The organism is Pseudochrobactrum sp. sp1633 (assembly GCF_030376605.1).
Taxonomy (GTDB): domain Bacteria; phylum Pseudomonadota; class Alphaproteobacteria; order Rhizobiales; family Rhizobiaceae; genus Pseudochrobactrum.
Genome location: NZ_JARRAE010000001.1, coordinates 123481 through 149830, shown reverse-complemented (window position 1 = coordinate 149830; position 26350 = coordinate 123481). Strand labels below are relative to the sequence as shown.

Sequence of the window (26350 nt, the reverse complement as noted above, 5' to 3'; positions counted from 1 at the left end):
GAGCGTCTTACCATCAATGCAATCAACGACAAACGTCTCTTGCGACTATGATGTGTAGTTTAGCTTACAGCGTCTAGTGTGAGTCACTTAAGCCTCACGAGGCTGTAATACAGAAAAAATGTCGTCAAATGCAAGCACCTGACGACATTTTTTATTTTATTAGAAGCTGAGACCAGCTTCGCGTGCTGCGTCTGCAAGAGCTTTCACACGGCCGTGGAAAATATATGAACCACGGTCGAAGACAACTTCTGCTACGCCAGCAGCTGCGGCTCGTTCTGCAACCAGCTTGCCAACTGCAGCAGCAGCTGCAGTGTCTGCGCCAGTCTTCAGGGAGCCTTTCAGCTCGCCTTCAAGAGTGGAAGCAGCAGCAACAGTGTGACCACGTACATCATCGATAATCTGTGCATAGATATTCTTTGATGTACGATGTACGCTCAAGCGCAGGCGGCCATTCGAAACAGCTTTGAGCTGACGACGAACGCGTGCAGCACGGCGCTGAATAGTTTGTTTCGGCGTTGCCATAACACGTGTTCCTTATTTCTTCTTACCGGCCTTGCGGACGATAACTTCACCGGCATAACGAACGCCCTTACCTTTATAAGGCTCTGGCGAACGGTATTCACGGATCTCGGCAGCAACCTGACCAACAACCTGCTTATCAATACCAGAGATAACGATTTCCGTTGGCTTTGGTGTTGCAACAGTGATGCCAGCTGGAACATCGTAGATGACTTCATGGCTGAAACCCAGCGAAAGCTGAAGATTCTTACCCTGCATAGCCGCACGATAACCAACGCCGGTAATTTCAAGCTTCTTTTCGAAGCCATCTTTAACACCGGTGAAGATGTTGCTGATCATGGTACGGGCCATGCCCCATTTAGCGCGAGCGTCTTTCGACTCCGACAGAGGAGTAACGCTAATAGCGCCCTCTTCCATCTTTACGCTTACTTCTTGACTTACAACGAACTGAAGTTCGCCTTTAGTGCCTTTGGCAATAACAGTCTGACCATCAACGCTGGCGGTCACGCCTGCCGGAACCGGCACGGGTTTTTTACCGATACGAGACATTGTTAACCCTGTCCGTTTCTATGTTCACCACTCAGCCACATCAGAAGATGCGGCAGAGCAGCTCACCACCAACGTTTTGCTCACGAGCCTGATGATCTGCCATCACACCCTTAGGGGTGGAAAGGATGGAGATACCCAGGCCGTTAGCGACTTGAGGAATCGACTTTACCGAAACGTAAACGCGACGGCCCGGCTTTGAAACACGGGTCAATTCACGGATGACAGGTGCACCCTCGTAATATTTCAGTTCGATTTCGATTTCGGATTTACCGTTATCGAAGTCAGTCTGTGTGTATCCGCGGATGTAACCTTCAGCCTGCAATACATCCAGCACGCGAGCGCGCAGCTTGGAAGCAGGTGTGGAAAGCTTGGTCTTTTTACGACCAAGCGCGTTGCGGATGCGGGTCAGCATATCGCCGATAGGATCTGACATAGTCATGTAATAACTCCCTTACCAGCTCGACTTTACGATGCCTGGCACCTGACCGAGCGAACCCAGCTGGCGCAACGCAATACGTGACATACGAAGCTTGCGGTAGAAACCGCGTGGACGTCCGGATACTTCGCAACGGTTGCGAATACGAACCTTAGAGGAGTTACGTGGCATCTCAGCCAGCTGAATGGTAGCGCGAAAACGCTCATCCAGAGGCAGGGACTGATCCATAACAATTGCCTTCAAACGTGCACGCTTAACAGCATGACGCTTAACCAACTTTTCGCGGCGCTTGTTGTTTTCGACTGCGCTAGTCTTGGCCATTTTTGATTACCTCGCTACGCTTGTCGTTACTGGCGGAACGGGAAGTTGAAGGCGCGCAGAAGAGCGCGGGCTTCATCATCCGTCGGTGCAGTCGTGCAAACGATGATGTCCATGCCCCAGATCTGATCAACTTTATCGTAGTTGATTTCTGGAAACACGATGTGTTCCTTGATACCCATGGCGAAGTTGCCACGACCGTCAAAGCTTTTAGGATTCAGACCGCGAAAGTCGCGAACGCGCGGAAGCGCAATCGTGATCAGACGATCCAAAAATTCGTACATACGCTCACCACGCAGGGTGACTTTCGTACCGATCGGCATATCTTCACGGAGTTTGAAGGTAGCGATCGAATTACGTGCACGGGTGACAACAGCTTTCTGACCGGCGATCTGCGCCAGGTCTTCAGCAGCGCGTGCAGGCTTCTTAGAATCTGCAGTTGCTTCGCCAACACCCATATTGATTACAACTTTGGAAACGCGTGGAATCTGCATTTCGTTGCTGTATTTGAACTCTTCAAGAAGAGCTTTACGGATTGTATCCTTATAAAGCGTCTTGAAGCGTGGTTCACTCTTTGCTTCAGCCATCGATCGACTCTCCGGAACGTTTTGCTACGCGTACCTTCTTGCCGTCCTTTTCGACGAAACCAACGCGTGTTGGTTTACCGTCTTTAGGATCAGCAATCGCCAGGTTCGACAAGTGGATTGCGGCTTCTTTCGAAATAATGCCGGCTTCCTGTGTCTGTGTCTGGCGCTGATGACGCTTAACAATATTGATACCGCTTACGAAAGCCTGATCTTCTTTCGGCGAGACCTTGATCACTTCACCGGTACGGCCCTTGTCCTTACCGGCAAGCACAACAACGCGGTCGCCTTTGCGAATCTTTTGCATCGTCGAACTTCCCTTACAGAACTTCTGGAGCCAGCGAGATGATCTTCATGTGGCTCTTAGCGCGAAGTTCACGCGGAACCGGTCCGAAGATACGTGTGCCGATAGGCTCTTTTTTGTTATCAATCAAAACAGCGGCATTGTTATCAAAACGGATAACGCTACCATCTGCGCGACGAATGTCCTTGGCTGTGCGAACCACAACCGCCTTCATTACGTCACCCTTTTTAACGCGGCCACGAGGAATCGCTTCCTTGATGGACACCACAATGATGTCACCAACGGAAGCGTATTTCCGTTTCGAGCCGCCCAGCACCTTGATGCACATGACACGACGTGCGCCGGAGTTATCCGCCACGTCGAGGTTTGTTTGCATCTGAATCATGACTGGCCGCCTTCTTATCTCTCAGCTGGTTAAGGGCTCATGCCCTACCTAAGCTGCGTGTTTAATGTTAGCCCGTTAATTAGTTCGCGAGAACTACCCAACGTTTGTCTTTCGAAATCGGAGCAGATTCCTGAATAGAAACCTGATCCCCAACCTTGAACTGGTTGTTCGCGTCGTGAGCTTTGTACTTCTTAGACTGACGAATAATCTTCTGAAGCAGTGGATGCGCGAAACGACGCTCCACTTTAACAACGACAGTTTTGTCGTTCTTGTCGCTAACGACAACGCCCTGCAGAATGCGTTTAGGCATTATTAAATTCCTTATGCCTTACTTTCGGCCGCCTTCTGGCGGGCAATAGTCTTAATACGTGCGATGTCGCGGCGAACCTGCTTCACACGTGCGGTTTTTTCTAACTGACCGGTGGCTTTCTGAAAGCGCAGGTTAAACTGCTCTTTCTTCAATCCACCCAACTGATCAGTCAGCTGGTCGAGGCTTTTGGCCCGGATGTCTGCGGCTTTCATAGCTGTCTCTCTTATTCAGCGATGCGTTGAATGAAACGCGTCTTGATCGGCAGCTTGGCTGCTCCGAGTCTGAGCGCTTCACGTGCCACATCTTCAGGTACGCCGTCAAGCTCAAACATAACACGACCTGGTGCTACGCGGCATGCCCAGTAGTCCACTGAACCCTTACCTTTACCCATACGGACTTCGGTAGGCTTAGAAGTTACTGGCAGATCCGGGAAGATCCGGATCCATACACGACCGGCACGTTTCATGTGACGGGTAATGGCGCGGCGAGCGGCTTCGATCTGACGTGCGGTAACGCGTTCAGGCTCGACTGCCTTCAGACCGAAAGCACCGAAGTTCAGATCCGTACCGCCCTTGGATTCACCGTGAATACGGCCCTTGAACTGCTTACGGAACTTTGTGCGCTTAGGCTGCAACATTGTTCTCTACTCCAATATTCTAACCGAAAACGCTTAAAATTAAGCGTTTTCGCGGCGGCGGTTTGACTGCGGACCCTGAGCGTCGCTCTCAATCGCACGACGTTCAGAAGCCATTGGGTCATGCTCAAGGATTTCGCCCTTGAATACCCAAACCTTCACGCCGCAGATACCGTAAGCGGTCTGTGCTTCGGCTGTGCCGTAGTCAATATCAGCACGCAGAGTGTGAAGCGGAACGCGACCTTCACGGTACCATTCCATACGTGCAATTTCTGCACCGCCAAGACGACCCGAACAATTAATACGGATGCCTTCTGCGCCGAGACGCATTGCGGACTGAACAGCACGCTTCATAGCGCGACGGAATGCCACACGGCGTTCCAGCTGCTGAGTGATCGACTGAGCAATCAGAGTAGCATCAACTTCTGGCTTACGAACTTCAACAATGTTGAGAACTGCGTCAGAATTGGTCATATCGGACAGCTTCTTGCGAAGCTTTTCGATATCTGCACCCTTTTTACCGATAATGATGCCCGGACGAGCCGAGTGAATGGTCACACGGCACTTCTTGTGCGGACGTTCAATCACGATTTTGGAGATCGCAGCCTGCTTGAGTTCTTCAGTCAGGTATTTGCGGATCTTCAGATCTTCATGAAGCAGTTTACCGTATTCCCCGGTATTCGCGTACCAACGCGAATCCCAGGTACGGTTAATGCCCAGACGAAGACCGATCGGATTAATCTTCTGGCCCATTATGCGGCCTCCCCTTTTTCGGCGACTTCGCGGACAACGATGGTCAGGTGAGAGAACGGACGTTCAATCCGGCTCGCCTTACCACGGCCACGCACATGAAAGCGCTTCATGACGATCGACTTGCCAACAGAAGCTTCCGCGACGATCAAAGCATCAACATCGAGGTCGTGATTGTTTTCTGCGTTGGCGATTGCCGATTCAAGCGTCTTCTTAACTGTTTCTGCAATGCGCTTGCGCGAAAATGACAGATCAGCAAGTGCCGCGTTAACTTTCTTGCCGCGGATCAATGCCGCGACAAGGTTAAGTTTCTGCGGGCTAACGCGAATCGTGCGGGCGACGGCTTTCGCCTCGTTATCCTTAAGCTGGCGCGGAGCCTTGGCCTTGCCCATACTTACTTCCTCTTCGCTTTCTTGTCCGCACCGTGACCGTAATAGGTACGGGTTGGAGCGAATTCACCGAACTTGTGTCCGACCATTTCTTCGGAGATAGACACAGGAATGTGTTTATTACCGTTGTATACACCAAAGGTCAGGCCAACAAACTGCGGCAAGATTGTGGAGCGACGGCTCCAGATCTTGATGACTTCATTACGACCGCCGGAGCGTACCTTCTCAGCCTTCTTGAGAAGATAGCCGTCAACAAACGGTCCTTTCCAAACTGAACGAGCCACTTTAGACTACCTCTCTTATTTCTTACGCTGATGACGCGAGCGAGCGATGAATTTATCTGTCGCCTTGTTCGAGCGTGTCTTCTTGCCCTTCGTAGGTTTACCCCACGGAGTAACAGGATGACGACCACCCGAAGTACGACCTTCACCACCACCGTGCGGGTGATCAACCGGGTTCATAGCAACGCCGCGTACGTGTGGACGCTTACCGCGCCATACGGAACGACCGGCTTTACCGTCGTTGATGTTGCCATGATCCGGATTGGATACGGCACCAACAGTTGCCAGACAGCCCGAATGTACCAGACGCTGTTCACCAGAGTTCAGGCGAAGAATTGCCATACCCTGATCGCGGCCTACGAGCTGCGCATAAGTACCGGCAGAACGAGCGATCTGACCGCCCTTGCCTGGCTTCATTTCCACATTGTGGATAATGGTACCAACCGGCATCGCACCGAGTGGCATCGCGTTACCTGGCTTAACGTCAACCTGTGCGCCGGAGATAACCTTGTCACCAACAGCAAGACGCTGTGGTGCAATGATGTAGCTCAGCTCACCGTCTTCGTAGCGGATCAGCGCGATGAATGCGGTACGGTTTGGATCGTATTCAAGACGCTCAACAGTAGCGGACACATCGTGTTTCGTACGCTTGAAATCAATGAAGCGATACGTACGCTTGTGACCACCGCCCTGAAAGCGAACAGTGATACGACCGGTGTTGTTACGACCGCCCTTTTTAGTCAAACCCTGGGTCAATGCTTTGACCGGCTTGCCTTTGAAGAGCTCCGAACGATCCACGATGACCAGCTGACGCTGGCTCGGAGTGATCGGATTAAAGTGCTTGAGTGCCATTGTCTTTACTCCACGGCCTCTCAGAGACCAGTCGAAACGTCGATGCTCTGGCCTTCAGCCAAAGTTACGATCGCTTTCTTGACATCGCTCTGGCGCCCAACAATACCGCGGAACCGCTTCACTTTGCCTTTACGCACAGTGGTGTTCACAGCTGTAACTTTCACGCCGAAGAGCGCTTCTACTGCAGCTTTGATCTCTGGTTTCGTGGCCTTGCGGGCTACGTTAAAGACGATCTGGTTAAATTCGGAAACCATAGTCGACTTTTCGGTAATGACCGGGCTAACGATCACATCATAGTGACGAAGATCTGTCATTTGAAACGCTCCTCGAGGGCTTCGACAGCCGCCTTGGAAAGGACGAGCTTGCCACGGCGAAGAATGTCGTAAACGTTGATGCCCTGTACCGGCAGCACATCAATATTTGGAATATTGGATGCAGCAAGTTTGAAGTTGGCGTCGATTTCCGAACCACCGATCAGCAGTGCGTTTTCCAGACCGAGATTAGCAAACTGGGTTACCAGCAGCTTGGTCTTGGCTTCTGCAGCTGCCAGATCATCGATGATGATCAGATCAGAGGCTTTAACCTTAGCCGAAAGGGCGTGACGCAGAGCCAAAGCGCGAACCTTCTTAGGAAGATCATGCTCATGGCTGCGCGATACTGGACCGTGAGCCTTACCACCGCCACGGAACTGAGGTGCGCGAGCGGAATGGTGACGAGCGCGGCCCGTTCCCTTCTGCTTGTACATCTTAGCACCGGTACGGGAGACTTCACCACGGGTCAGGGTCTGGTGGGTACCCTGCTGACGGCGAGCGAGCTGCCAAAGGACAACGCGCTGAAGGATGTCATCGCGCGGCTCCAGACCGAAGATTTCTTCGGAAAGCTGCACTTTACCGGCATCCTTGCCTTCAAGTGTTGTAATTGTGAGATCCATTATTCGGCTCCCTCAGTCGCTGAGGTTTCTGCAACCGCAGCAGCTTCACCCTTAGCTTGGCGCAGGCCAGCTGGCTTAGGAGCATTTTCCGGCAGCGATACTTTTACAGCATCACGAACATAGATCCATGCACCCTTGGAACCAGGAACAGCACCGCGAACAAGGATCAGGCCGCGATCGAGGTCGGTAGAAACGACTTCGATGTTCTGCGTGGTTACACGGGTCTGACCCATGTGACCGGCCATTTTCTTGCCTTTGAATACTTTACCCGGATCCTGACGCTGACCGGTCGAACCATGGGCACGGTGCGATACCGAGTTACCATGAGTTGCGCGGCCGCCGCCGAAGTTGTGACGTTTCATAACACCGGCAAAACCTTTACCGATTGTTGTACCTGTAACGTCAACTTTTTGACCGGCTACAAAATGCTCGGCAGTGATTTCCACGCCTACATCCAGAAGATTATCTTCTGAAACGCGGAACTCAGCTACTTTCGCCTTCGGTTCAACTTCAGCCTTCGCGAAGTGACCGCGCAGAGCCTTGGTCGTATTTTTCACCTTGGCCAATCCTACGCCAAGCTGTACGGCTGTATAGCCGTTTTTCTCTACTGTGCGCTGAGCTACAACGTGGCAGTTCTCCATGCGGAGTACTGTCACCGGTACATGCTCGCCAGCGTCTGTATAAACGCGGGTCATGCCCAGCTTTTGTGCAATAACACCTGAACGCATCGGTTCGTTCCTTCCGTCCTCAAGCCTTACAGCTTGATCTCGACATCAACACCAGCCGACAGATCCAGCTTCATAAGCGCATCAACTGTCTGTGGGGTTGGGTCAACGATATCGAGAAGACGCTTGTGCGTGCGCATCTCGAATTGCTCGCGGCTTTTCTTATCGATATGCGGCGACCGGTTTACTGTGAACTTTTCGATCCGTGTTGGCAGAGGGATCGGTCCGCGCACATTGGCACCGGTACGCTTGGCAGTCGACACGATTTCCCGCGTCGAAGCGTCAAGGATCCGATGATCAAACGCCTTAAGGCGAATGCGGATGTTTTGACCGTTCATTTGATCTGTTCCTTGTTACGCGGGACGTTCAGCACTGAGATAAATCTCTGTGCCAAACGCCCCTGCACAAATCTATTATTCGATGATCGAAGCGACGATACCTGCACCAACGGTGCGGCCACCTTCGCGGATCGCGAAACGGAGTTTTTCTTCCATAGCGATCGGCACGATCAATGCAACATCAACTGTTACGTTGTCGCCCGGCATAACCATTTCCACGCCTTCTGGCAAGGTCACAATACCGGTTACGTCAGTTGTACGGAAATAAAACTGCGGACGGTAGTTTGTGAAGAATGGTGTATGACGGCCACCTTCGTCTTTGGTCAGAATATAAGCTTCTGCCTTGAACTTGGTGTGTGGCTTAACCGAACCTGGCTTGCAGAGAACCTGACCACGTTCAACGTCGTCACGACCTACACCGCGAACCAGTGCGCCGATGTTATCGCCAGCCTGGCCCTGATCGAGCAGCTTGCGGAACATTTCAACGCCGGTAACAGTTGTCTTGCCGGTAGCTTTGATACCAACGATTTCAACTTCTTCACCAACTTTAACGATACCGCGCTCTACACGACCGGTAACAACTGTACCGCGGCCGGAGATCGAGAACACGTCTTCGATTGGCATCAGGAACGGCTGATCAACAGGACGTTCTGGAGTTGGAATGTAAGCATCAACAGCAGCCATCAGTTCACGAACTGCGTCTTCGCCGATAACTTTGTTTGAATCTTCCAGAGCTGCCAGAGCCGAACCCTTAACAACTGGAATATCATCGCCTGGGAAGTCGTATTTCGAAAGAAGTTCGCGAACTTCCATTTCTACGAGTTCGAGCAGCTCAGCATCGTCAACCTGATCAACTTTGTTCAGGAACACAACGATTGCAGGCACACCAACCTGACGAGCGAGCAGAATGTGCTCACGGGTCTGTGGCATCGGGCCGTCAGCAGCGTTAACAACCAGGATCGCGCCGTCCATCTGCGCAGCACCGGTGATCATGTTCTTCACATAGTCAGCGTGACCTGGGCAGTCAACGTGTGCGTAGTGGCGGTTTTCTGTTTCATATTCAACGTGCGAAGTCGAAATGGTGATACCGCGTGCTTTTTCTTCAGGGGCGTTATCGATCTGGTCGTAAGCCTTGAAGTCACCAAAGAATTTGGTGATAGCAGCAGTCAACGAGGTCTTACCATGGTCAACGTGACCGATAGTGCCGATATTGACGTGCGGTTTATTACGTTCAAATTTGCTCTTTGCCATCTGAGCTCTCCATCAATTTAGCCTGCTCAGGCATTCTATTTTAACGAGCGTAAGCCAAAAGGCTTACGCAAACTTCTTCTGAATTTCTGCGGCGACCGCAGCCGGAACCGGCTCATAATGGTCGAACTGCATGGTGTACTGGGCACGACCCTGAGACATCGAACGCAGGTTGTTCACATAACCAAACATGCTGGCGAGTGGAACATTTGCATTGACGACGGTGGCAATACCACGGGCTTCGGTACCGGAAATCTGACCACGACGGGAATTCAGATCGCCAATAACGTCACCGACATAATCCTCAGGTGTCACGACTTCGACCTTCATGATCGGTTCGAGCAACTGAGCGCCGGCTTTCTGAGCGCCTTCACGGAATGCTGCACGGGCAGCAATTTCGAAGGCCAGAACAGACGAGTCAACATCGTGGTATGCACCATCGATAAGGGTCGCCTTGACACCGAGCATAGGGAAGCCGGCCAGAGGACCTGCACCCATAACACTTTCGATACCCTTCTGAACGCCCGGGATGTATTCCTTAGGAACAGCACCACCAACGATCTTGGATTCGAAGATGAAATCATCGCCTTCATGCGGCTCGAATACGATCTTAACACGAGCGAACTGACCAGAACCACCGGACTGTTTCTTATGTGTGTAGTCGATTTCTGCCTGACGGGTGATGCTTTCACGATAGGCAACCTGTGGCTGACCAACGTTAGCTTCAACCTTGAATTCACGACGCATACGGTCAACCAGAATGTCGAGGTGAAGTTCACCCATACCGGCAATAATGGTCTGACCGGATTCTTCGTCCGACTTAACGCGGAATGAAGGATCTTCAGCAGCCAGACGGTTCAGGGCAATACCCATCTTTTCCTGGTCAGCTTTGGTCTTTGGTTCAATCGCGATTTCGATAACCGGCTCAGGGAATTCCATACGTTCCAGAATAACAGGCTTCAGCGGATCGCAGAGCGTGTCACCGGTCGTTGTTTCCTTCAGACCAGCCAAAGCAACGATATCGCCAGCAAATGCTTCTTCGATATCTTCGCGGGAGTTGGAATGCATCTGCAGCATACGGCCGATACGTTCGCGCTTACCTTTAACGGTGTTTTCCAGGGAAATACCCTTGGTCATCTTACCGGAATAGATACGGGCGAATGTCAGCGAGCCAACAAACGGATCGTTCATGATCTTAAATGCAAGCATCGAAAGCGGTGCTTCATCTGAAGATTCACGAGTTGTTTCTGTTTCCGTCTTAACATCGATGCCCTTAATCGCAGGCACTTCAACAGGAGACGGCAGATAAGCAACAACTGCATCGAGCAGAGGCTGAATACCACGGTTCTTAAACGCAGTACCGCACAGAACTGGATGGAACTGAACAGCAATTGTACCCTTACGGATCAGAGCGCGCAGCTCGTCATTGTTTGGATATTTGCCTTCCAGATAAGCTTCCATTGCAGCTTCGTCAGCTTCAACAGCAAGCTCAATCAGCTTCTCGCGGTATTCTTCAGCTTTAGCCTGAAGATCAGCAGGAATTTCTTTTTCTTCTGCTGCCGCACCGATTGTACCATCCCAGACGTATGCCTTCATCTCGATGAGATCAACAACGCCCTGGAATTCGTTTTCGGCACCGATTGGCAGCTGAACGCAAAGAGCCTGCGCACCAAGACGCGAAGCAACCATTTCTACGCAACGGTAGAAGTCAGCACCGATCTTGTCCATTTTATTGACAAAGACCATACGCGGTACGTGGTATTTTTCAGCCTGACGCCATACGGTTTCAGTCTGTGGCTCTACACCGGCGTTAGCATCGAGAAGTGCAATCGCACCATCGAGAACGCGCAGGGAACGCTCAACTTCAATCGTGAAGTCAACGTGACCTGGAGTATCGATGATGTTGAAGCGACGCTTCTTGCCATCCTGACCCTGCCAGAATGTGGTAGTCGCAGCAGAGGTAATGGTAATACCACGTTCCTGCTCCTGCTCCATCCAGTCCATTGTGGAGGCGCCGTCGTGTGTTTCACCGATTTTATGGTTCTTACCTGTATAGAACAGGATACGTTCAGTCATCGTCGTCTTACCGGCGTCGATGTGAGCCATAATACCGAAATTTCGGTAGTCTTCGATTTTATATTCGCGGGCCATAATATTTGCTCTTTGAATAGAGTTCGACGATTACCAGCGGTAATGCGAGAATGCGCGGTTGGCTTCAGCCATACGATGCGTATCTTCACGCTTCTTAACAGCAGAACCACGATTGTTTGCAGCATCAAGCAATTCGCCGGACAGACGATCAATCATCGTTGTTTCATTGCGGTTGCGAGCAGCATTGATCAGCCAGCGGATCGCCAACGCCTGACGACGATCAGGGCGAACATCAACAGGAACCTGATAAGTCGCACCACCAACACGGCGTGAGCGCACTTCCACGTGTGGCGCAACATTGTCGAGCGCCTGATGGAACATTACCAGACCATCCTGCTTGGCTTTCGCCTCAACAGAGTCCAGAGCGCCATATACGATGGACTCTGCAACAGATTTTTTACCATGAAGCATGATTGCATTCATGAATTTTGTCACAACCAGATCACCAAACTTAGGATCCGGATTGATTTCACGCTTTTCAGCACTATGACGACGGGACATATAAGTCTCTTTAATTACATCGGGCTCAACTCGCCTGAGGATCAGACGGCCGGTATCCCCGGAAAATTATTACTTAGGACGCTTAGCACCATACAGCGAACGACGCTGTTTACGGTTCTTAACACCCTGGGTATCGAGCACACCACGGATGATGTGATAGCGAACACCCGGCAAATCCTTGACGCGGCCGCCACGGATCATAACAACGGAGTGCTCCTGAAGGTTATGACCTTCACCCGGAATATAACCAATAACTTCAAAGCCGTTGGTCAGACGAATCTTTGCTACTTTACGCAGCGCCGAGTTCGGCTTTTTCGGGGTCGTTGTATAAACGCGGGTACATACACCGCGCTTCTGAGGGTTTGCCTGCAGAGCAGGAACCTTATTACGCTTAACCTGCGCCTGGCGCGGTTTGCGGATCAGCTGGTTTACGGTAGGCATTGAACCTTCCTCTACTAAATTAACTCGTATCAATCGCCCAAAAGGGCCGTTTTTACCTTAATGCGCATGCACAAAATCGGACACAATGCCAACGCTAGCGCTGGCATGCCCGAACAAAAGCAGAGGAAGTTACCTTCATGCGAACGGCAATTACATTTTAGATCGTAAAACGAACCCTGTTTGAGACAAACTCCAGAACTTGTCGCTCCGGAATAGCCAGCCTCACATCGGCTCAGATGATGTGCTGATACGCTGATAAGGGCAGTTCGTCAAGACCGACGGCGGAGTTTTCTGATTTATGACAGTTAAATCGGGAATTTACCCTTTATAAACGGGTAAATTTGCCTCAAAGGGTGCCGGTTGTAATGTTAATCACATAAAATACCGGCAGAATCCTTATCCGACTGTCCTTTTTGCAGATTATCTTTTATGCAGACAGTCTGATTCAGCCGTTTCAGGCCCTGATGCAGGGCGAGCTTAACCGGAAATTAAGGAATACCCCGTGTCAGACACCAATCCCGATTCGAATGAAGTGTTTCTCATTATTGCTGATGCATGGAAAGAGGGCGAGAGCGATCCCGTCAATGTCCACATCCTTTTGAAGTCAGAACCGGAAGAAGATGTCATTCAGGCAACGCTTGAAATTCTGGCCAATGAAGGTTTTGCTGAAGCCGAAATTACTGAAATCGGTACTCTGACCGAGCAGCCGGAAGAAGAACCATATTTGAGCGGCTACAATACCGCCCTCTCCGGTCAGGTTGCCATGATTGAATTCGACGGCTCCCACGAAGATGATGATGAAGACGAAGAATAATCTTCTCTTCCATGATTTATTAAAAACGCCGCTTTATGCGGCGTTTTTTATGGACACATCAAGTCGCCCTGCCCGCTTACAAAAAAGGCCACCCGAAGGTGGCCTTTTTTAAATTTTATAAAGAACGGATTATTCCGCTGCGTTGTTGGTCATATCAACCAGCATTGCATTTGCAGCATCTGCACCGGAAGTTTTGCGGCGCTCGTCAATGATCAGATCATCGCGGGCAGTCGCAATACGACGGATCTGGCTCATCATACCGCCGGTACCGGCAGGGATCAGACGACCCACAATCACGTTTTCCTTCAGACCCTGCAGCGTATCCATCTTACCGGCAACTGCCGCTTCAGTCAGAACGCGGGTTGTTTCCTGGAAGGAAGCTGCCGAGATGAAGGAAGGTGTCTGCAACGATGCCTTCGTGATACCGAGCAGAACCGGCAGACCTTCAGCAGGTTTCTTGCCATCTTCAACCAGACGATCATTAATTTCGTCAAGTTCAATACGGTCAACATGATCGCCCGGAATATAGGTGCTGTCACCTGAATCCGTGATCTCAACCTTCTGCAGCATCTGACGAACGATAACTTCAATATGCTTGTCGTTGATCGTCACACCCTGCAAACGATAAACTTCCTGAATTTCGTTCACGAGGTAAGAAGCAAGTGCTTCCACGCCCTTGATCGCCAGAATGTCATGCGGCGCAGGATTACCGTCGAGAATATAGTCACCCTTTTCGATCGCATCGCCTTCCTGAAGATGGAAAGGCTTACCTTTAGGGATCAGATATTCAACCGGCTCCAGATTGTGGTCATTCGGTTCAATAATAATGCGGCGCTTGTTCTTGTAGTCGCGACCGAAACGGATTGTACCATCAACTTCAGCGATGATAGCGTGATCCTTCGGACGACGGGCTTCGAACAGTTCAGCAACGCGTGGCAGACCACCGGTGATGTCCTTGGTCTTCGCGCTTTCCATAGGCAAACGGGCAATCACGTCACCGACGCGAACCGTTGCACCCGGCTCAACCGAAAGAATGGTTTCAACGGAGAGCTGGAAGCGGGCTTCACCACCCTTGGACAGTTTCATGATCTTGCCGTTCTTGTCTTTAACAACGAGAGCAGGCTTCAGATCCGAACCGCGCGGGGTCGAACGCCAGTCAATAACAACGCGCTTGGTGATACCGGTGGATTCATCGGTGTTTTCAGCAACCGACAGACCGTCAACCATATCTTCGAACTCAATCACACCTTCAACTTCGGTGATGATCGGACGGGTATACGGATCCCACTCGGCCAGACGCTGACCGCGCTTCACACCATCACCGTCATCGACGAACAGGCGCGAACCATAGGTTACGCGATGGCTTGCACGTTCTTTACCGGAAGCATCCATGATGAGAACGGCCATGTTACGGCCCATTACCACCAGATGACCGTCAGTATTGCGAACCACATTGCGGTTACGCAGAGCAACGGTACCTTCATAAGAAGCTTCGAGGTACGAACTATCAACAACCTGCGCTGTACCACCAAGGTGGAACGTACGCATGGTCAGCTGAGTACCAGGCTCACCGATCGACTGCGCAGCGATAACGCCGACAGCTTCACCTTTGTTCACCGGAGTACCGCGTGCAAGGTCACGACCATAGCACTTGCCGCACACGCCGGAGCGGGTGAGACAGGTCAGAGCCGAACGAATACGAACGGTCTGGATACCAGCTTTTTCGATCACTTCCACATGACGTTCTTCGATCATGTCGCCGGAAGCAACAATCACTTCACCCGTTGCCGGATGATTGATGTCGTCGAGAGCAACGCGACCCAGAATACGCATGCCGAGCGAGGCAACGATCTGACCGGCATCAACGATCGGGTTCATCGTCAGACCAACGGTTGCACCGCAATCTGGCTCAGAAATAATCGCATCCTGCGCAACGTCAACAAGACGGCGTGTCAGATAACCGGAGTTAGCGGTTTTCAGAGCCGTATCAGCCAGACCCTTACGGGCACCGTGTGTCGAGTTGAAGTACTCGTTCACGGTCAGACCTTCTTTAAAGTTCGAGATAATCGGTGTTTCGATAATCTCACCAGAAGGCTTGGCCATCAGACCACGCATACCGCCGAGCTGACGCATCTGCGATGGCGAACCACGGGCACCGGAGTGCGACATCATGTAGATGGAGTTCATCTGCTTCTGACGACCGGTTTCCGGATCGAATTCAACAGCCTTAATGCGGGCCATCATTTCGTCGGCGATCTTGTCAGTCGCTTTACCCCAGGCATCAACAACCTTGTTGTACTTTTCGCCCTGAGTGATCAGACCGTCATTGTACTGCTGTTCATATTCCTTGGCCAATGCTTCTGTGTCAGCAACGATTTTCGCCTTGGCATCAGGAATGACCATGTCATCCTTACCAAAGGAAATACCGGCACGGCAGGCATGGGCAAAGCCGAGCTGCATCACGCGGTCACAGAAAATCACTGTCTCTTTCTGTCCGCAATGGCGATAAACCAGATCGATCATCTTGGAGATGTTCTTCTTGGTCATTTCCTGATTGCAGATGTCGAAAGGAACATTGACGTTCTTCGGCAGCAATTCACCGAGGATCAGACGGCCAGGCGTTGTATCAAAGATTTTCGATACAGGTTTGCCTTCCGCATCAACAGATTTGAAGCGGCCTTTGATCTTGGTGTGCAGCGTAACGGCCTTGGTTTCCAGCGCATGCTGCAATTCGCCCATATCGGCGAAAGTCATGCCCTGACCAGGTTCGTTTTCAGCAACGATCGACAGGTAGTAGAGGCCGAGAACCATATCCTGCGACGGCACGATGATCGGAAGACCGTTTGCCGGATGCAGAATGTTGTTGGTCGACATCATCAGAACACGTGCTTCCAACTGCGCTTCAAGCGACAGCGGCACGTGAACAGCCATCTGGTCACCGTCAAAGTCAGCGTTGAACGCTGTACAAACGAGCGGGTGCAGCTGGATTGCCTTACCTTCGATCAGGGTAGGTTCGAAAGCCTGAATACCAAGACGGTGCAGCGTCGGCGCGCGGTTAAGCAGAACCGGATGCTCGCGGATAACCTCATCAAGGATATCCCAAACTTCCGGACGTTCTTTTTCAACCAGCTTCTTCGCCTGTTTAACAGTCGAGGAGAAACCTTTTGCGTCAAGGCGTGCATAGATAAACGGCTTGAACAGTTCCAGAGCCATTTTCTTCGGCAGACCGCACTGGTGCAGTTTCAGCTCAGGACCGGTCACGATAACCGAACGACCGGAATAGTCGACGCGTTTACCGAGAAGGTTCTGACGGAAACGACCCTGCTTACCTTTCAGCATATCCGAAAGCGACTTCAGCGGACGCTTATTCGCACCGGTAATGGTACGACCACGACGGCCGTTGTCGAACAGTGCGTCAACAGCTTCCTGCAACATACGCTTTTCGTTACGGATAATGATGCCAGGCGCACGAAGCTCCATCAGGCGCTTCAGACGGTTGTTACGGTTGATCACACGACGGTAAAGGTCGTTCAGATCGGATGTCGCAAAGCGACCGCCATCCAGCGGCACCAGAGGGCGCAGATCCGGCGGGATCACCGGAACGATCTTCATGATCATCCACTCAGGACGGTTGCCGGATTCCATGAAGTTCTCAACGATCTTGAGACGCTTCATCAGTTTCTTGGTCTTCAGTTCCGAAGTGGTTTCGGCCAGATCAGTGCGCAGCTGCACAGCAATCTTTTCGAGTTCCATCGTCGCCAGAAGATCATAAATCGCTTCCGCACCGATCAGCGCTGTGAACTGGTCTTCACCGAATTCATCAACAGCAATCATATATTCTTCTTCTGAAAGCAGCTGATGCTCTTTCAGGGAAGTCAGACCAGGTTCGGTAACAATGTAGTTTTCGAAATACAGAACGCGCTCAATATCCTTCAGCGTCATATCGAGCAAAGTACCGATACGCGAAGGCAGAGATTTCAAAAACCAGATATGGGCAACAGGAGCAGCCAGTTCGATATGGCCCATGCGCTCACGACGTACGCGTGACAGTGTGACTTCAACGCCGCACTTTTCGCAGATGATGCCTTTATATTTCATGCGCTTGTACTTACCGCACAGGCACTCATAGTCCTTGATCGGGCCGAAGATACGGGCACAGAACAGACCATCGCGTTCAGGTTTGAACGTACGGTAGTTGATCGTTTCTGGCTTTTTGATCTCGCCGTATGACCAGGAAAGAATCTTCTCAGGGGAGGCAATCGAAATCCGGATGGAATCGAAAGTCTGCGCCGGAGCCTGAGGATTGAAAAGATTCATGACCTCTTGGTTCATGCCGTTCTCCTTCGGGCATAACACTTTCAGAAAGTTGGCCTACTTTCTATAAAAGCATCATGCGTTTGAATCTATAAACAGAGCGGTGTTGTGGTGCAGCATAAAGCCCAAGGCACCCTGACACTCTCCGGGGCATCCGCCCTCTTCCGCAACGGTCAGGCAGAAACGCCTCTAACCGCCATAATTTCAAAACATACTGCCAAATAATGGCAATAATGGCGTGGCGCGGAAACCCGCGTCACGCCTGTTGTTTTTACTCTGCTGCGTCAGGCAGCTCTGTCGGCGCTACGAGGTCGCGTGTATCGTCAAGCTCGACATTCAGACCAAGCGAACGCATTTCCTTCACGAGAACGTTAAAGCTCTCAGGAATACCCGCTTCGAATGTGTCGTCGCCGCGCACAATCGCTTCATAAACCTTGGTACGACCTGCCACGTCATCAGACTTGATGGTGAGCATTTCCTGCAGCGTGTAAGCTGCACCATAGGCTTCGAGCGCCCAGACTTCCATTTCACCAAAGCGCTGACCACCGAACTGCGCCTTACCACCCAGCGGCTGCTGTGTGACGAGCGAGTAAGGTCCGATCGAACGGGCGTGGATCTTATCATCGACAAGGTGGTGCAGTTTGAGCATGTAAATATAGCCCATTGTCACCTGACGATCAAAAGGTTCGCCTGTACGTCCGTCATAGAGCGTCGACTGGCCCGAAGTTGCCAGACCTGCATCAGCAAGCATCGCATTGATGTCTGCTTCAACAGCACCGTCAAAGACCGGCGTTGCAATCGACACACCGCGCTTCACCTGATCAGCAAGCATGAGGACACTGTCGTCATCATAAGAGCGAACCGGTTCGTTACGGTCGTTGTCCGGATAGATATGCTCCAGAGTGTCACGCAGCGGCTGGATATTAGCGGTCTCTTTATAGACCTCGATCAGTTCCCCGATCTTCTTACCCATGCCGGAACATGCCCAGCCCAGATGTGTTTCAAGAATCTGACCCACGTTCATACGGGACGGCACACCCAGAGGGTTGAGCACGATATCCGCATGTGTGCCATCTTCAAGGAACGGCATATCTTCAACTGGCAGAATGCGGGAAACCACACCCTTGTTGCCGTGACGGCCGGCCATCTTGTCGCCTGGCTGGATCTTGCGCTTAACAGCAACAAAGACCTTAACCATCTTCATGACGCCCGGAGCCATTTCGTCGCCGCGCTGAACCTTTTCGACCTTATCCATGAAGCGTGTTTCAAGCAGCTTCTTCGAGGCGTCGTACTGGTTGCGCAGAGCTTCGAGTTCGCTCTGGCTCTTTTCGTCTTCAACGGCAAACTGCCACCACTGGGAACGCGGATATTCAGTCAGGATGTCGCGGTTAACAGCAACGCCCTTCTTGAAGCCCTTAGGACCAGCAGCAGTAATCTTACCTTCCAGCATATCTGCCAGACGACCATAGGTATTACGGTCAAGGATAGACTGTTCGTCGTCGCGGTCTTTCGCCAGGCGTTCGATTTCTTCGCGCTCAATCGCCATTGCGCGTTCGTCTTTTTCAACGCCGTGGCGGTTGAATACACGAACTTCAACAACTGTACCGTATGTTCCCGGAGGCATACGCATTGAGGTATCACGAACGTCAGAAGCCTTCTCACCAAAGATAGCGCGCAGAAGCTTTTCTTCCGGCGTCATCGGGCTTTCACCCTTTGGTGTGATCTTACCGACGAGGATATCGCCTGGATGAACTTCCGCACCGATGTAAACAATACCGGCTTCGTCGAGGTTCTTCAGTGCTTCTTCCGAAACGTTCGGAATATCACGGGTGATTTCCTCAGGTCCGAGCTTGGTATCACGCGCAGCAACTTCGAATTCTTCGATATGGATCGAAGTGAACACGTCATCCGACACGATCTTTTCAGACAGCAGGATAGAGTCTTCGTAGTTGTAGCCGTTCCAAGGCATGAACGCGACAAGCACGTTACGGCCAAGAGCCAGATCGCCCAGATCAGTTGACGGACCATCAGCAATGATGTCGCCCTTGCCTACTTTATCACCGACGCGCACAAGCGGACGCTGATTGATGCAGGTGCTCTGGTTGGAGCGCTGGAACTTCATCAGGCGATAGATATCAACACCGGACTTCGACGGATCGAGGTCTTCAGTTGCACGGATAACGATACGTGTCGCATCCACCTGATCAACGATACCGCCGCGGCGTGCACCGATAGCAGCACCGGAGTCGCGGGCAACAATCGCTTCCATACCGGTACCGACAAACGGCGCTTCTGCACGTACCAGAGGCACGGCCTGACGCTGCATGTTCGAGCCCATGAGAGCGCGGTTGGCGTCGTCGTTTTCCAGGAACGGAATAAGCGCAGCAGCAACAGAAACTAGCTGCTTCGGCGAAACGTCCATCAGATCCACGTTTTCACGCGGCGCCATCAGAACTTCACCCGAATGTCGGGAAATTACGAATTCTTCAACGAACTCGCCATTCGCACCGATTTCAGCATTGGCCTGAGCAACGTAGTGCTTGGCTTCTTCCATAGCGGAAAGATAAACGACTTCATTGGTGATCTTGCCGTCGATAATTTTACGGTAAGGGCTTTCAATGAAACCATATTTGTTGACACGCGCAAAGGTTGCGAGCGAGTTGATCAGACCGATATTCGGACCTTCCGGTGTTTCAATCGGGCAGATACGGCCGTAATGGGTCGGATGAACGTCGCGGACTTCAAAGCCTGCGCGTTCACGGGTCAGACCACCAGGTCCGAGAGCCGACAGACGACGTTTATGGGTAATTTCAGACAGTGGATTGGTCTGATCCATAAACTGTGACAGCTGCGAAGAACCGAAGAATTCACGAACAGCGGCAGCTGCCGGCTTCGCATTGATCAGATCCTGCGGCATGACGGTATCGATTTCGATCGAGGACATACGTTCCTTGATCGCACGTTCCATACGCAGCAGACCGACGCGGTACTGATTTTCCATCAGCTCGCCAACGGAACGCACACGACGGTTGCCGAGATTGTCGATATCGTCGATTTCGCCCTTGCCGTCACGAAGCTCTACGAGCGTCTTGATAACAGCAAGAATATCATCTTTACGCAGAACGCGAACAGTATCTTCCGCGTCGAGGTCAAGACGCATATTCATCTTAACACGACCAACGGCCGACAGATCATAACGCTCGGAATCAAACAGCAGCGATTCAAACATCGCTTCTGCGGAATCCATTGTCGGCGGCTCACCCGGGCGCATAACGCGATAGATATCGAACAGCGCATCCTGACGGGACTGATTCTTGTCAGCAGCCAGCGTATTGCGGATATAAGCACCCACATTCACATGGTCGATATCAAGAATATGAATCTCGTTGCCACCGGTTTCGAGCAGAATCTTGAGAGTCTTCTCATCAATTTCATCACCGGCTTCGAGATAAATCTCACCGGTTGCGTAATTGACGATATCTTCAGCAAGGTAAGAACCGAGCAGATCATCATTAGTCGCGCGGATCGCTTTGACGCCCTTCTCCGCGATCTGCTTGGCAGCGCGCGCAGTCAGCTTACGACCGCTTTCAGCCACAACTTCACCGGTATCAGCATCGAGCATATCGCCGATGATCTTCATACCCTTGAAGCGTTCAACTGAGAACGGAATACGCCAATTTTCGCCGTCACGTGTATAAGCAACAGCGTTATAGAATGTCGAAAGAATTTCTTCGCCATCCATGCCCAGCGCCATCAACAGCGATGTGGCAGGCAATTTACGGCGACGATCGATACGGGCGTATACGATATCCTTGGCATCGAATTCGATATCGAGCCATGAACCGCGATACGGGATCACGCGCGCAGCAAACAGAAGTTTGCCGGATGAATGAGTCTTGCCCTTATCGTGATCGAAGAACACACCAGGTGAACGGTGCATCTGCGAAACGATAACACGCTCCGTACCATTGACAATAAAGGTACCGTTGTCAGTCATGAGCGGCATATCGCCCATGTAGACATCCTGTTCCTTGATGTCTTTGATCGACTTGGCGCCTGTATCTTCGTCAATATCAAAAACGATAAGACGCAGCGTTACTTTCAGCGGTGCTGAATAGGTCAGATCACGCTGGCGGCACTCATCCACATCGAACTTTGGCGCGTCGAATTCGTACTTGACAAATTCGAGCATAGAGGCCCCGGAAAAATCCGAGATCGGAAACACCGACTTAAAAACAGCCTGCAAACCTTCGTCAGGACGTCCACCCTTCGGTTCAGCGACCATAAGGAATTGGTCATAGGATGCCTTCTGAACCTCAATGAGGTTCGGCATCTGGGCGACTTCTGGAATCTTGCCGAAAAATTTGCGTACGCGCTTACGACCGTTAAAAGAGTGGGTCTGAGCCATCGTCGCTCCTCGTTCTGTGCCTTACGGCGTTCTGAGCCCGTGGACATACCAGGGCCTGTTGTTTGCCGCCTTGCGACGGTCCTATGAACGGGTCAAAACCCGTTTCCTGACAGCTGCTCTTCTGTCAGGAAAAGGGTTTGTAACCGCTTGAACTATAAAATCTGCCAATGATCATGAAAGACATATACAGTCCATTATGCTATCCGTTTTTGTTTGTCACCTAAAATCAGATGCTTACAAAAAACTTCCGCTTACAAAGCGGAAAACGGCGGGCTGCAAAGCCCGCCGATCACTCAAATTACTTGAGTTCAACCTTAGCGCCAGCTGCTTCGAGCTGAGCTTTGATTTTTTCTGCTTCGTCTTTAGTCGCGGCTTCTTTAACAGCCTTAGGTGCGCCTTCAACGAGGTCCTTAGCTTCTTTCAGGCCGAGACCTGTCAGTGCGCGAACTTCTTTGATCACGTTGATCTTGTTTGCGCCGCCTTCAACGAGGATAACGTCGAATTCAGTCTTTTCTTCAGCAGCAGCAGCTGGAGCACCAGCAGCAGCAGCAGCAGCTACAGGAGCAGCAGCGGATACGCCCCACTTTTCTTCGAGAAGCTTGGACAGCTCTGCAGCTTCCAGAACAGTCAATGCGGACAGGTCGTCAACGATCTTTGCGAGATCAGCCATGGTATATTCCTTTAATTAAGGTTTGAACTGTTATAACAGCGAGAACGGCCTTACGCCGCTTCGTTCTTCCGGGCATGTGCGCCAATAACGCGAGCAATTTGACCTGCTGGCGCGCTTGTGAGCACAGCGAGACGGGTGGCTGGTGTCTGAACCATACCAACCAGCTTGGCGCGCAGTTCGTCGAGGGATGGCAGGGAAGCAAGAGCTTTCACGCCTTCTGCATCAAGAACTGTCGAACCCATAGAACCGCCGAGAATGACAAGCTTGTCATTCGCTTTAGCGAATTCTACCGCTACTTTCGGAGCTGCAATTGGATCAACTGCATAGGCAATTACTGTCTGTCCAGTGAACAGATTAGAAATACCTTCTGACTCCGTGCCCTGAAGAGCGATTTTGGCAAGACGGTTCTTCGCGACTTTAACGGCGCCGCCTGCTGCACTAACTTTCAAGCGAAGATCGCTCATCTGTGCAACAGTGAGACCGCTATAGTGGGCCACAACGACCGAGCCGGACTCTTTGAAAGTGCCGTTCAGCCAAGTGACAAATTCGCGCTTTTCCGCTTTTTCCACTGTCTCTCTCCAGTTGGTAAGAATGCACAGGAGCATCCTCACCGGGTTGCCTTTGCCGGATAGCGTGTAAGAAGTGCTATCCAACATACGAGGTTCCTGTCCCCTGCCCCTTCCCTGCAAAGCAGGTCCGGTCAAGGCAACTACGGTTCAAACCCTAAACACAGTATGCACTGTCAAAATAAGGTCATTCCACGTCTCATGCAGGTTCAAAAGAATTAAGGCGAACCACCCGCAATCTCGGACAGGATACCGGAATTTGACTTCCGGTGATCCGGGCCCAAAGGCCCCGGAAACTTTTTAAAGATTTAATGCTGTGATTTCTCGAACAGCGTTAAATCAGGCTTTTACAGATTTATTCTGTAAATGCAAATCAGGCGATTTTAACGCTTGAAGGCTCGACTTTAACGCCAACGCCCATTGTCGAAGAAACCGCAACGCGCTTCAGGTATTCACCCTTTGCACCAGCTGGCTTGGCTTTGAGAACTGCATCTGCGAAAGCGCGGATGTTTTCTTCCAGAGCCTTAACTTCGAACGAAGCTTTACCAATACCTGCATGAATGATACCGGCTTTTTCAACGCGGAATTCAACAGCGCCGCCCTTGGAAGCCTTAACGGCACCAGCTACGTCAACTGTTACAGTACCAACTTTAGGGTTTGGCATCATGCCGCGAGGACCGAGAACCTTACCCAGACGACCAACGAGTGGCATCATGTCAGGGGTAGCAATGCAGCGATCGAAATCGATATTGCCGGCATTGATGGTTTCGAACAGGTCTTCCGCACCAACGATATCCGCACCGGCTTTCTTAGCTTCTTCAGCTTTGTCACCACGGGCAAATACAGCAACGCGAACAGTACGGCCTGTACCGTTTGGCAGATTAACAACGCCACGAACCATCTGATCCGCATGGCGAGGATCAACACCAAGATTCAGAGCTACTTCGATGGTTTCATCGAACTTAGCAACCGCGCGTTCCTTTACGAGACCAAGAGCTGTGCCCAGGTCGTAAAGTTTCATAGGCTCTACGCCTTCACGGATCTTAGCGACACGCTTTGAAATTTTCGTCATCGTATCAGCCTTCTACCTTAAGGCCCATCGAGCGGGCGGAGCCTTCAACCATGCGCATTGCTGCTTCGATATCTGACGCGTTCAGATCTTTCATCTTCGCTTCAGCAATTTCACGAACTTTGTCACGTGAAATCGTACCGGCAACAACTTTACCTGGCTCTTTCGAACCGGACTTCAGGTTGGCAGCTTTTTTAAGGAAGTAGCTTACAGGTGGAGTCTTCATCACGAAGGTGAAAGACTTATCCTGATAATATGTGATCACGACTGGAACAGGCGAACCTTTTTCCAGTTCCTGCGTAGCAGCATTAAATGCCTTACAGAATTCCATGATGTTAATACCGCGCTGACCCAGAGCCGGACCAATTGGCGGCGATGGAGTTGCGGAGGCTGCGGAAACCTGAAGTTTCAGCTGGCCAGCAATTTTTTTAGCCATTACTATCTGCCTTTATTCTTACCCCTCAGGGTAAAGTTACAATGCCACAGAGGCACTATTGAACCGCTATATAATATAGCGTTGCAGCGGGTGGTGCGGTTGACAGAGCGGCTAAGCCTGCGCCCCTTCCACCCATTTGCGCCGCTAAAGCGGCACACTGACCCGAAGGCCAGCTTGATCAGAGTTTTTCAACCTGACCAAAATCCAGATCAACAGGCGTTGCACGACCAAAAATCGAGACCTCGACTTTAAGGCGCGAACGATCCTCATCAACTTCCTGAACAATACCGTTGAAGGAAGCAAACGGACCATCAGAAACGCGTACAGACTCACCCACTTCAAACGAAATTGAAGCACGCGGACGCTCAACACCGTCCTGCACCTGAGACAGAATCTGATCAACTTCACGATCACTGATCGGAACCGGCTTTGACTCTGTACCAAGGAAACCTGTTACACGCGGCGTATTCTTAATCAGATGATAGACATCATCTGTCAGATTGGCGCGAACCAGAACATAACCAGGGAAAAACTTGCGCTCAGCGTCAACCTTACGGCCGCGGCGCACTTCCACGATCTTTTCTGTAGGAACCAGAATTTTTTCAAAAAGATGAAACAGACCCTTCTGCTTCGCCTTCTCTTCGATTGCCTCAGCAACCTTTTTTTCGAAATTCGAATATGCGTGTACGATATACCAACGCGCAGTCATTATGCTTCTCCCGTATAGCTCACGCCAACCAAACCTATGTTAACGTCCGAGACCCAGAAGCAATTCAACGCCATAAGCCATCAGCTGATCCGCAACAAAGAAAAAGAGCGCCGCCAGAAAAGCCATGATAACGACCATAACAGTTGAAATCACGGTCTCACGCCGGGTTGGCCACGTTACTTTAGCCGCCTCGGCACGAACCTGACGGAAAAACGTAATCGGATTAGTTTTGGACGCCATTTGCCACTCTGCGCTTGTATTAAAATTAATCCCAATCAAAACAAGCTATTAAGAATGCATTAATCAGAAAGAACTCACAAGATTACGGCACGTCGGACGATAACTCAATCCCACGCACCGTTATTGAATGCCCTTACATAGAGCCGATTCCTTAAAAACACAAGCCCATATGCTAAGATATGATAAATTCCGTGTATTACATGGCGGAATTGACAGCCGCCCTGCCCTGAATTGCAAACAGGTCAACGATAAAACAGCGCTATATCAGATCCGCTGCAAGACCGCTCTATGTATCACATAAAACCATCTTACATACAAAAACGGCGCCACACAAGATGTGTGACGCCGCCTTAAAATGGCAGGGGCAGCAGGGCTCGAACCCGCGACCTACGGTTTTGGAGACCGTCGCTCTACCAACTGAGCTATACCCCTGTATTATCGCCTGAGCGATACAAGGCTGGCTACCCAGCCTTGTTAA

31 protein-coding genes and 1 tRNA gene are annotated in these 26350 nt (G+C 51.2%); 1 reads left to right on the top strand and 31 read right to left on the bottom strand.

The window, feature by feature from the left end; genetic code table 11:
- Positions 1-159: 159 nt before the first annotated feature.
- The 22 genes from rplR to rpsL all read right to left on the bottom strand — a co-directional run bounded on the left by rplR (position 160) and on the right by rpsL (position 12646).
- Positions 160-522 carry a 50S ribosomal protein L18 gene (gene rplR, locus P8H26_RS00735; protein ID WP_289630944.1) on the bottom strand — a complete coding sequence of 121 codons (363 nt, stop codon included), beginning with the start codon at positions 520-522 and terminating at the stop codon, positions 160-162.
- Between the two features lie 12 nt (positions 523-534).
- Positions 535-1068, bottom strand: a complete 534-nt coding sequence (gene rplF, locus P8H26_RS00730; RefSeq protein ID WP_289630943.1) for a 50S ribosomal protein L6 — start codon at positions 1066-1068, stop codon at positions 535-537.
- A gap of 40 nt (positions 1069-1108) precedes the next feature.
- A complete protein-coding gene (gene rpsH, locus P8H26_RS00725; protein WP_289387217.1) occupies positions 1109-1507 on the bottom strand; it encodes a 30S ribosomal protein S8 in 399 nt (132 codons plus the stop codon).
- 12 nt (positions 1508-1519) lie between these two features.
- The gene (rpsN, locus tag P8H26_RS00720; RefSeq protein WP_289387216.1) at positions 1520-1825 is read right to left on the bottom strand and encodes a 30S ribosomal protein S14; all 306 of its coding nucleotides are present in this window, start codon (positions 1823-1825) and stop codon (positions 1520-1522) included.
- Positions 1826-1851: 26 nt separating this feature from the next.
- Positions 1852-2409 carry a 50S ribosomal protein L5 gene (gene rplE / locus P8H26_RS00715; protein ID WP_289630942.1) on the bottom strand — a complete coding sequence of 186 codons (558 nt, stop codon included), beginning with the start codon at positions 2407-2409 and terminating at the stop codon, positions 1852-1854.
- On the bottom strand, positions 2402-2713 hold the full coding sequence (gene rplX, locus P8H26_RS00710; RefSeq protein WP_289630941.1) for a 50S ribosomal protein L24: 312 nt from the start codon (positions 2711-2713) through the stop codon (positions 2402-2404). The genes rplE and rplX overlap by 8 nt, the downstream gene beginning before the upstream one ends.
- Positions 2714-2726: 13 nt before the next feature.
- Complete coding sequence (gene rplN, locus P8H26_RS00705; protein ID WP_113944906.1) at positions 2727-3095, bottom strand: 50S ribosomal protein L14; 369 nt, start codon at positions 3093-3095, stop codon at positions 2727-2729.
- Between the two features lie 79 nt (positions 3096-3174).
- Complete coding sequence (rpsQ, locus tag P8H26_RS00700) at positions 3175-3405, bottom strand: 30S ribosomal protein S17 (RefSeq protein WP_289630940.1); 231 nt, start codon at positions 3403-3405, stop codon at positions 3175-3177.
- An 11-nt stretch (positions 3406-3416) separates the two neighbouring features.
- Positions 3417-3617, bottom strand: a complete 201-nt coding sequence (gene rpmC, locus P8H26_RS00695) for a 50S ribosomal protein L29 (protein WP_122005278.1) — start codon at positions 3615-3617, stop codon at positions 3417-3419.
- 11 nt (positions 3618-3628) lie between these two features.
- Positions 3629-4042 carry a 50S ribosomal protein L16 gene (gene rplP / locus P8H26_RS00690; protein ID WP_022710945.1) on the bottom strand — a complete coding sequence of 138 codons (414 nt, stop codon included), beginning with the start codon at positions 4040-4042 and terminating at the stop codon, positions 3629-3631.
- Between the two features lie 39 nt (positions 4043-4081).
- A complete protein-coding gene (gene rpsC, locus P8H26_RS00685) occupies positions 4082-4792 on the bottom strand; it encodes a 30S ribosomal protein S3 (protein WP_289630939.1) in 711 nt (236 codons plus the stop codon).
- Positions 4792-5181 carry a 50S ribosomal protein L22 gene (rplV, locus tag P8H26_RS00680; protein ID WP_022710943.1) on the bottom strand — a complete coding sequence of 130 codons (390 nt, stop codon included), beginning with the start codon at positions 5179-5181 and terminating at the stop codon, positions 4792-4794. The genes rpsC and rplV overlap by 1 nt, the downstream gene beginning before the upstream one ends.
- 2 nt (positions 5182-5183) lie before the next feature.
- On the bottom strand, positions 5184-5462 hold the full coding sequence (gene rpsS, locus P8H26_RS00675) for a 30S ribosomal protein S19 (RefSeq protein ID WP_289630938.1): 279 nt from the start codon (positions 5460-5462) through the stop codon (positions 5184-5186).
- 15 nt (positions 5463-5477) lie between these two features.
- On the bottom strand, positions 5478-6311 hold the full coding sequence (rplB, locus tag P8H26_RS00670; RefSeq protein WP_289630937.1) for a 50S ribosomal protein L2: 834 nt from the start codon (positions 6309-6311) through the stop codon (positions 5478-5480).
- 20 nt (positions 6312-6331) lie between these two features.
- Positions 6332-6625 carry a 50S ribosomal protein L23 gene (locus P8H26_RS00665; protein ID WP_022710940.1) on the bottom strand — a complete coding sequence of 98 codons (294 nt, stop codon included), beginning with the start codon at positions 6623-6625 and terminating at the stop codon, positions 6332-6334.
- Positions 6622-7242 carry a 50S ribosomal protein L4 gene (gene rplD, locus P8H26_RS00660; protein WP_289630936.1) on the bottom strand — a complete coding sequence of 207 codons (621 nt, stop codon included), beginning with the start codon at positions 7240-7242 and terminating at the stop codon, positions 6622-6624. Before rplD ends, P8H26_RS00665 begins: the two co-directional genes overlap by 4 nt.
- Positions 7242-7970, bottom strand: a complete 729-nt coding sequence (rplC, locus tag P8H26_RS00655; RefSeq protein WP_289630935.1) for a 50S ribosomal protein L3 — start codon at positions 7968-7970, stop codon at positions 7242-7244. The genes rplD and rplC overlap by 1 nt, the downstream gene beginning before the upstream one ends.
- A gap of 26 nt (positions 7971-7996) precedes the next feature.
- The gene (gene rpsJ, locus P8H26_RS00650; RefSeq protein ID WP_002964363.1) at positions 7997-8305 is read right to left on the bottom strand and encodes a 30S ribosomal protein S10; all 309 of its coding nucleotides are present in this window, start codon (positions 8303-8305) and stop codon (positions 7997-7999) included.
- 75 nt (positions 8306-8380) lie between these two features.
- Complete coding sequence (gene tuf, locus P8H26_RS00645; protein WP_289630925.1) at positions 8381-9556, bottom strand: elongation factor Tu; 1176 nt, start codon at positions 9554-9556, stop codon at positions 8381-8383.
- A 63-nt stretch (positions 9557-9619) separates the two neighbouring features.
- The gene (gene fusA, locus P8H26_RS00640; protein ID WP_289630934.1) at positions 9620-11704 is read right to left on the bottom strand and encodes an elongation factor G; all 2085 of its coding nucleotides are present in this window, start codon (positions 11702-11704) and stop codon (positions 9620-9622) included.
- 30 nt (positions 11705-11734) lie between these two features.
- Positions 11735-12205, bottom strand: a complete 471-nt coding sequence (gene rpsG / locus P8H26_RS00635; RefSeq protein ID WP_022709962.1) for a 30S ribosomal protein S7 — start codon at positions 12203-12205, stop codon at positions 11735-11737.
- Positions 12206-12274: 69 nt separating this feature from the next.
- Complete coding sequence (gene rpsL, locus P8H26_RS00630) at positions 12275-12646, bottom strand: 30S ribosomal protein S12 (RefSeq protein ID WP_022709963.1); 372 nt, start codon at positions 12644-12646, stop codon at positions 12275-12277.
- 502 nt (positions 12647-13148) lie between these two features.
- Here rpsL and P8H26_RS00625 point away from each other — a divergent pair.
- Positions 13149-13460, top strand: a complete 312-nt coding sequence (locus P8H26_RS00625) for a hypothetical protein (protein WP_289630933.1) — start codon at positions 13149-13151, stop codon at positions 13458-13460.
- A 129-nt stretch (positions 13461-13589) separates the two neighbouring features.
- On the opposite strand, the gene rpoC is transcribed toward P8H26_RS00625, so the two are convergent.
- From rpoC to P8H26_RS00580, 9 genes are all read right to left on the bottom strand, one after another.
- Positions 13590-17792 (bottom strand): DNA-directed RNA polymerase subunit beta', encoded by a 4203-nt coding sequence (gene rpoC, locus P8H26_RS00620; RefSeq protein WP_289630932.1) that lies wholly within the window; start codon positions 17790-17792, stop codon positions 13590-13592.
- A gap of 253 nt (positions 17793-18045) precedes the next feature.
- Positions 18046-22182, bottom strand: a complete 4137-nt coding sequence (gene rpoB / locus P8H26_RS00615; RefSeq protein WP_289630931.1) for a DNA-directed RNA polymerase subunit beta — start codon at positions 22180-22182, stop codon at positions 18046-18048.
- A gap of 298 nt (positions 22183-22480) precedes the next feature.
- Positions 22481-22852 (bottom strand): 50S ribosomal protein L7/L12, encoded by a 372-nt coding sequence (gene rplL / locus P8H26_RS00610; RefSeq protein ID WP_289630930.1) that lies wholly within the window; start codon positions 22850-22852, stop codon positions 22481-22483.
- 50 nt (positions 22853-22902) lie between these two features.
- Entirely contained in the window at positions 22903-23421 is a 519-nt protein-coding gene (gene rplJ, locus P8H26_RS00605) for a 50S ribosomal protein L10 (protein WP_289631215.1), read from the bottom strand.
- A 370-nt stretch (positions 23422-23791) separates the two neighbouring features.
- Positions 23792-24490, bottom strand: a complete 699-nt coding sequence (gene rplA / locus P8H26_RS00600; protein ID WP_289630929.1) for a 50S ribosomal protein L1 — start codon at positions 24488-24490, stop codon at positions 23792-23794.
- A 4-nt stretch (positions 24491-24494) separates the two neighbouring features.
- A complete protein-coding gene (gene rplK / locus P8H26_RS00595) occupies positions 24495-24923 on the bottom strand; it encodes a 50S ribosomal protein L11 (RefSeq protein WP_289630928.1) in 429 nt (142 codons plus the stop codon).
- 178 nt (positions 24924-25101) lie between these two features.
- Entirely contained in the window at positions 25102-25632 is a 531-nt protein-coding gene (gene nusG / locus P8H26_RS00590; protein WP_289630927.1) for a transcription termination/antitermination protein NusG, read from the bottom strand.
- Positions 25633-25671: 39 nt separating this feature from the next.
- Positions 25672-25872, bottom strand: coding sequence for a preprotein translocase subunit SecE (secE, locus tag P8H26_RS00585; RefSeq protein ID WP_289630926.1), 201 nt, complete (start codon positions 25870-25872; stop codon positions 25672-25674).
- Between the two features lie 356 nt (positions 25873-26228).
- Positions 26229-26304: transfer RNA gene (locus P8H26_RS00580), tRNA-Trp, on the bottom strand.
- Between the last annotated feature and the right edge of the window lie 46 nt (positions 26305-26350).

Excerpts from the sequence above, each read along its gene's own strand:
- rplX (WP_289630941.1), bottom strand. The coding sequence starts at position 2,713 with ATGCAAAAGATTCGCAAAGGCGACCGCGTTGTTGTGCTTGCCGGTAAG.
- rplC (WP_289630935.1), bottom strand. The coding sequence starts at position 7,970 with ATGCGTTCAGGTGTTATTGCACAAAAGCTGGGCATGACCCGCGTTTAT.
- rplN (WP_113944906.1), bottom strand. The coding sequence starts at position 3,095 with ATGATTCAGATGCAAACAAACCTCGACGTGGCGGATAACTCCGGCGCA.
- rpoB (WP_289630931.1), bottom strand. The coding sequence starts at position 22,182 with ATGGCTCAGACCCACTCTTTTAACGGTCGTAAGCGCGTACGCAAATTT.
- rplL (WP_289630930.1), bottom strand. The coding sequence starts at position 22,852 with ATGGCTGATCTCGCAAAGATCGTTGACGACCTGTCCGCATTGACTGTT.
- rplB (WP_289630937.1), bottom strand. The coding sequence starts at position 6,311 with ATGGCACTCAAGCACTTTAATCCGATCACTCCGAGCCAGCGTCAGCTG.
- rplV (WP_022710943.1), bottom strand. The coding sequence starts at position 5,181 with ATGGGCAAGGCCAAGGCTCCGCGCCAGCTTAAGGATAACGAGGCGAAA.
- tuf (WP_289630925.1), bottom strand. The coding sequence starts at position 9,556 with ATGGCAAAGAGCAAATTTGAACGTAATAAACCGCACGTCAATATCGGC.
- rplD (WP_289630936.1), bottom strand. The coding sequence starts at position 7,242 with ATGGATCTCACAATTACAACACTTGAAGGCAAGGATGCCGGTAAAGTG.
- fusA (WP_289630934.1), bottom strand. The coding sequence starts at position 11,704 with ATGGCCCGCGAATATAAAATCGAAGACTACCGAAATTTCGGTATTATG.
- rpsH (WP_289387217.1), bottom strand. The coding sequence starts at position 1,507 with ATGACTATGTCAGATCCTATCGGCGATATGCTGACCCGCATCCGCAAC.
- rpsG (WP_022709962.1), bottom strand. The coding sequence starts at position 12,205 with ATGTCCCGTCGTCATAGTGCTGAAAAGCGTGAAATCAATCCGGATCCT.
- rpsN (WP_289387216.1), bottom strand. The coding sequence starts at position 1,825 with ATGGCCAAGACTAGCGCAGTCGAAAACAACAAGCGCCGCGAAAAGTTG.
- P8H26_RS00665 (WP_022710940.1), bottom strand. The coding sequence starts at position 6,625 with ATGACAGATCTTCGTCACTATGATGTGATCGTTAGCCCGGTCATTACC.
- rplR (WP_289630944.1), bottom strand. The coding sequence starts at position 522 with ATGGCAACGCCGAAACAAACTATTCAGCGCCGTGCTGCACGCGTTCGT.
- rpsC (WP_289630939.1), bottom strand. The coding sequence starts at position 4,792 with ATGGGCCAGAAGATTAATCCGATCGGTCTTCGTCTGGGCATTAACCGT.
- rpoC (WP_289630932.1), bottom strand. The coding sequence starts at position 17,792 with ATGAACCAAGAGGTCATGAATCTTTTCAATCCTCAGGCTCCGGCGCAG.
- rplK (WP_289630928.1), bottom strand. The coding sequence starts at position 24,923 with ATGGCTAAAAAAATTGCTGGCCAGCTGAAACTTCAGGTTTCCGCAGCC.
- rpsL (WP_022709963.1), bottom strand. The coding sequence starts at position 12,646 with ATGCCTACCGTAAACCAGCTGATCCGCAAACCGCGCCAGGCGCAGGTT.
- rpsJ (WP_002964363.1), bottom strand. The coding sequence starts at position 8,305 with ATGAACGGTCAAAACATCCGCATTCGCCTTAAGGCGTTTGATCATCGG.
- rplP (WP_022710945.1), bottom strand. The coding sequence starts at position 4,042 with ATGTTGCAGCCTAAGCGCACAAAGTTCCGTAAGCAGTTCAAGGGCCGT.
- nusG (WP_289630927.1), bottom strand. The coding sequence starts at position 25,632 with ATGACTGCGCGTTGGTATATCGTACACGCATATTCGAATTTCGAAAAA.
- rplE (WP_289630942.1), bottom strand. The coding sequence starts at position 2,409 with ATGGCTGAAGCAAAGAGTGAACCACGCTTCAAGACGCTTTATAAGGAT.
- rpmC (WP_122005278.1), bottom strand. The coding sequence starts at position 3,617 with ATGAAAGCCGCAGACATCCGGGCCAAAAGCCTCGACCAGCTGACTGAT.
- secE (WP_289630926.1), bottom strand. The coding sequence starts at position 25,872 with ATGGCGTCCAAAACTAATCCGATTACGTTTTTCCGTCAGGTTCGTGCC.
- rplA (WP_289630929.1), bottom strand. The coding sequence starts at position 24,490 with ATGACGAAAATTTCAAAGCGTGTCGCTAAGATCCGTGAAGGCGTAGAG.
- rplF (WP_289630943.1), bottom strand. The coding sequence starts at position 1,068 with ATGTCTCGTATCGGTAAAAAACCCGTGCCGGTTCCGGCAGGCGTGACC.
- rpsQ (WP_289630940.1), bottom strand. The coding sequence starts at position 3,405 with ATGCCTAAACGCATTCTGCAGGGCGTTGTCGTTAGCGACAAGAACGAC.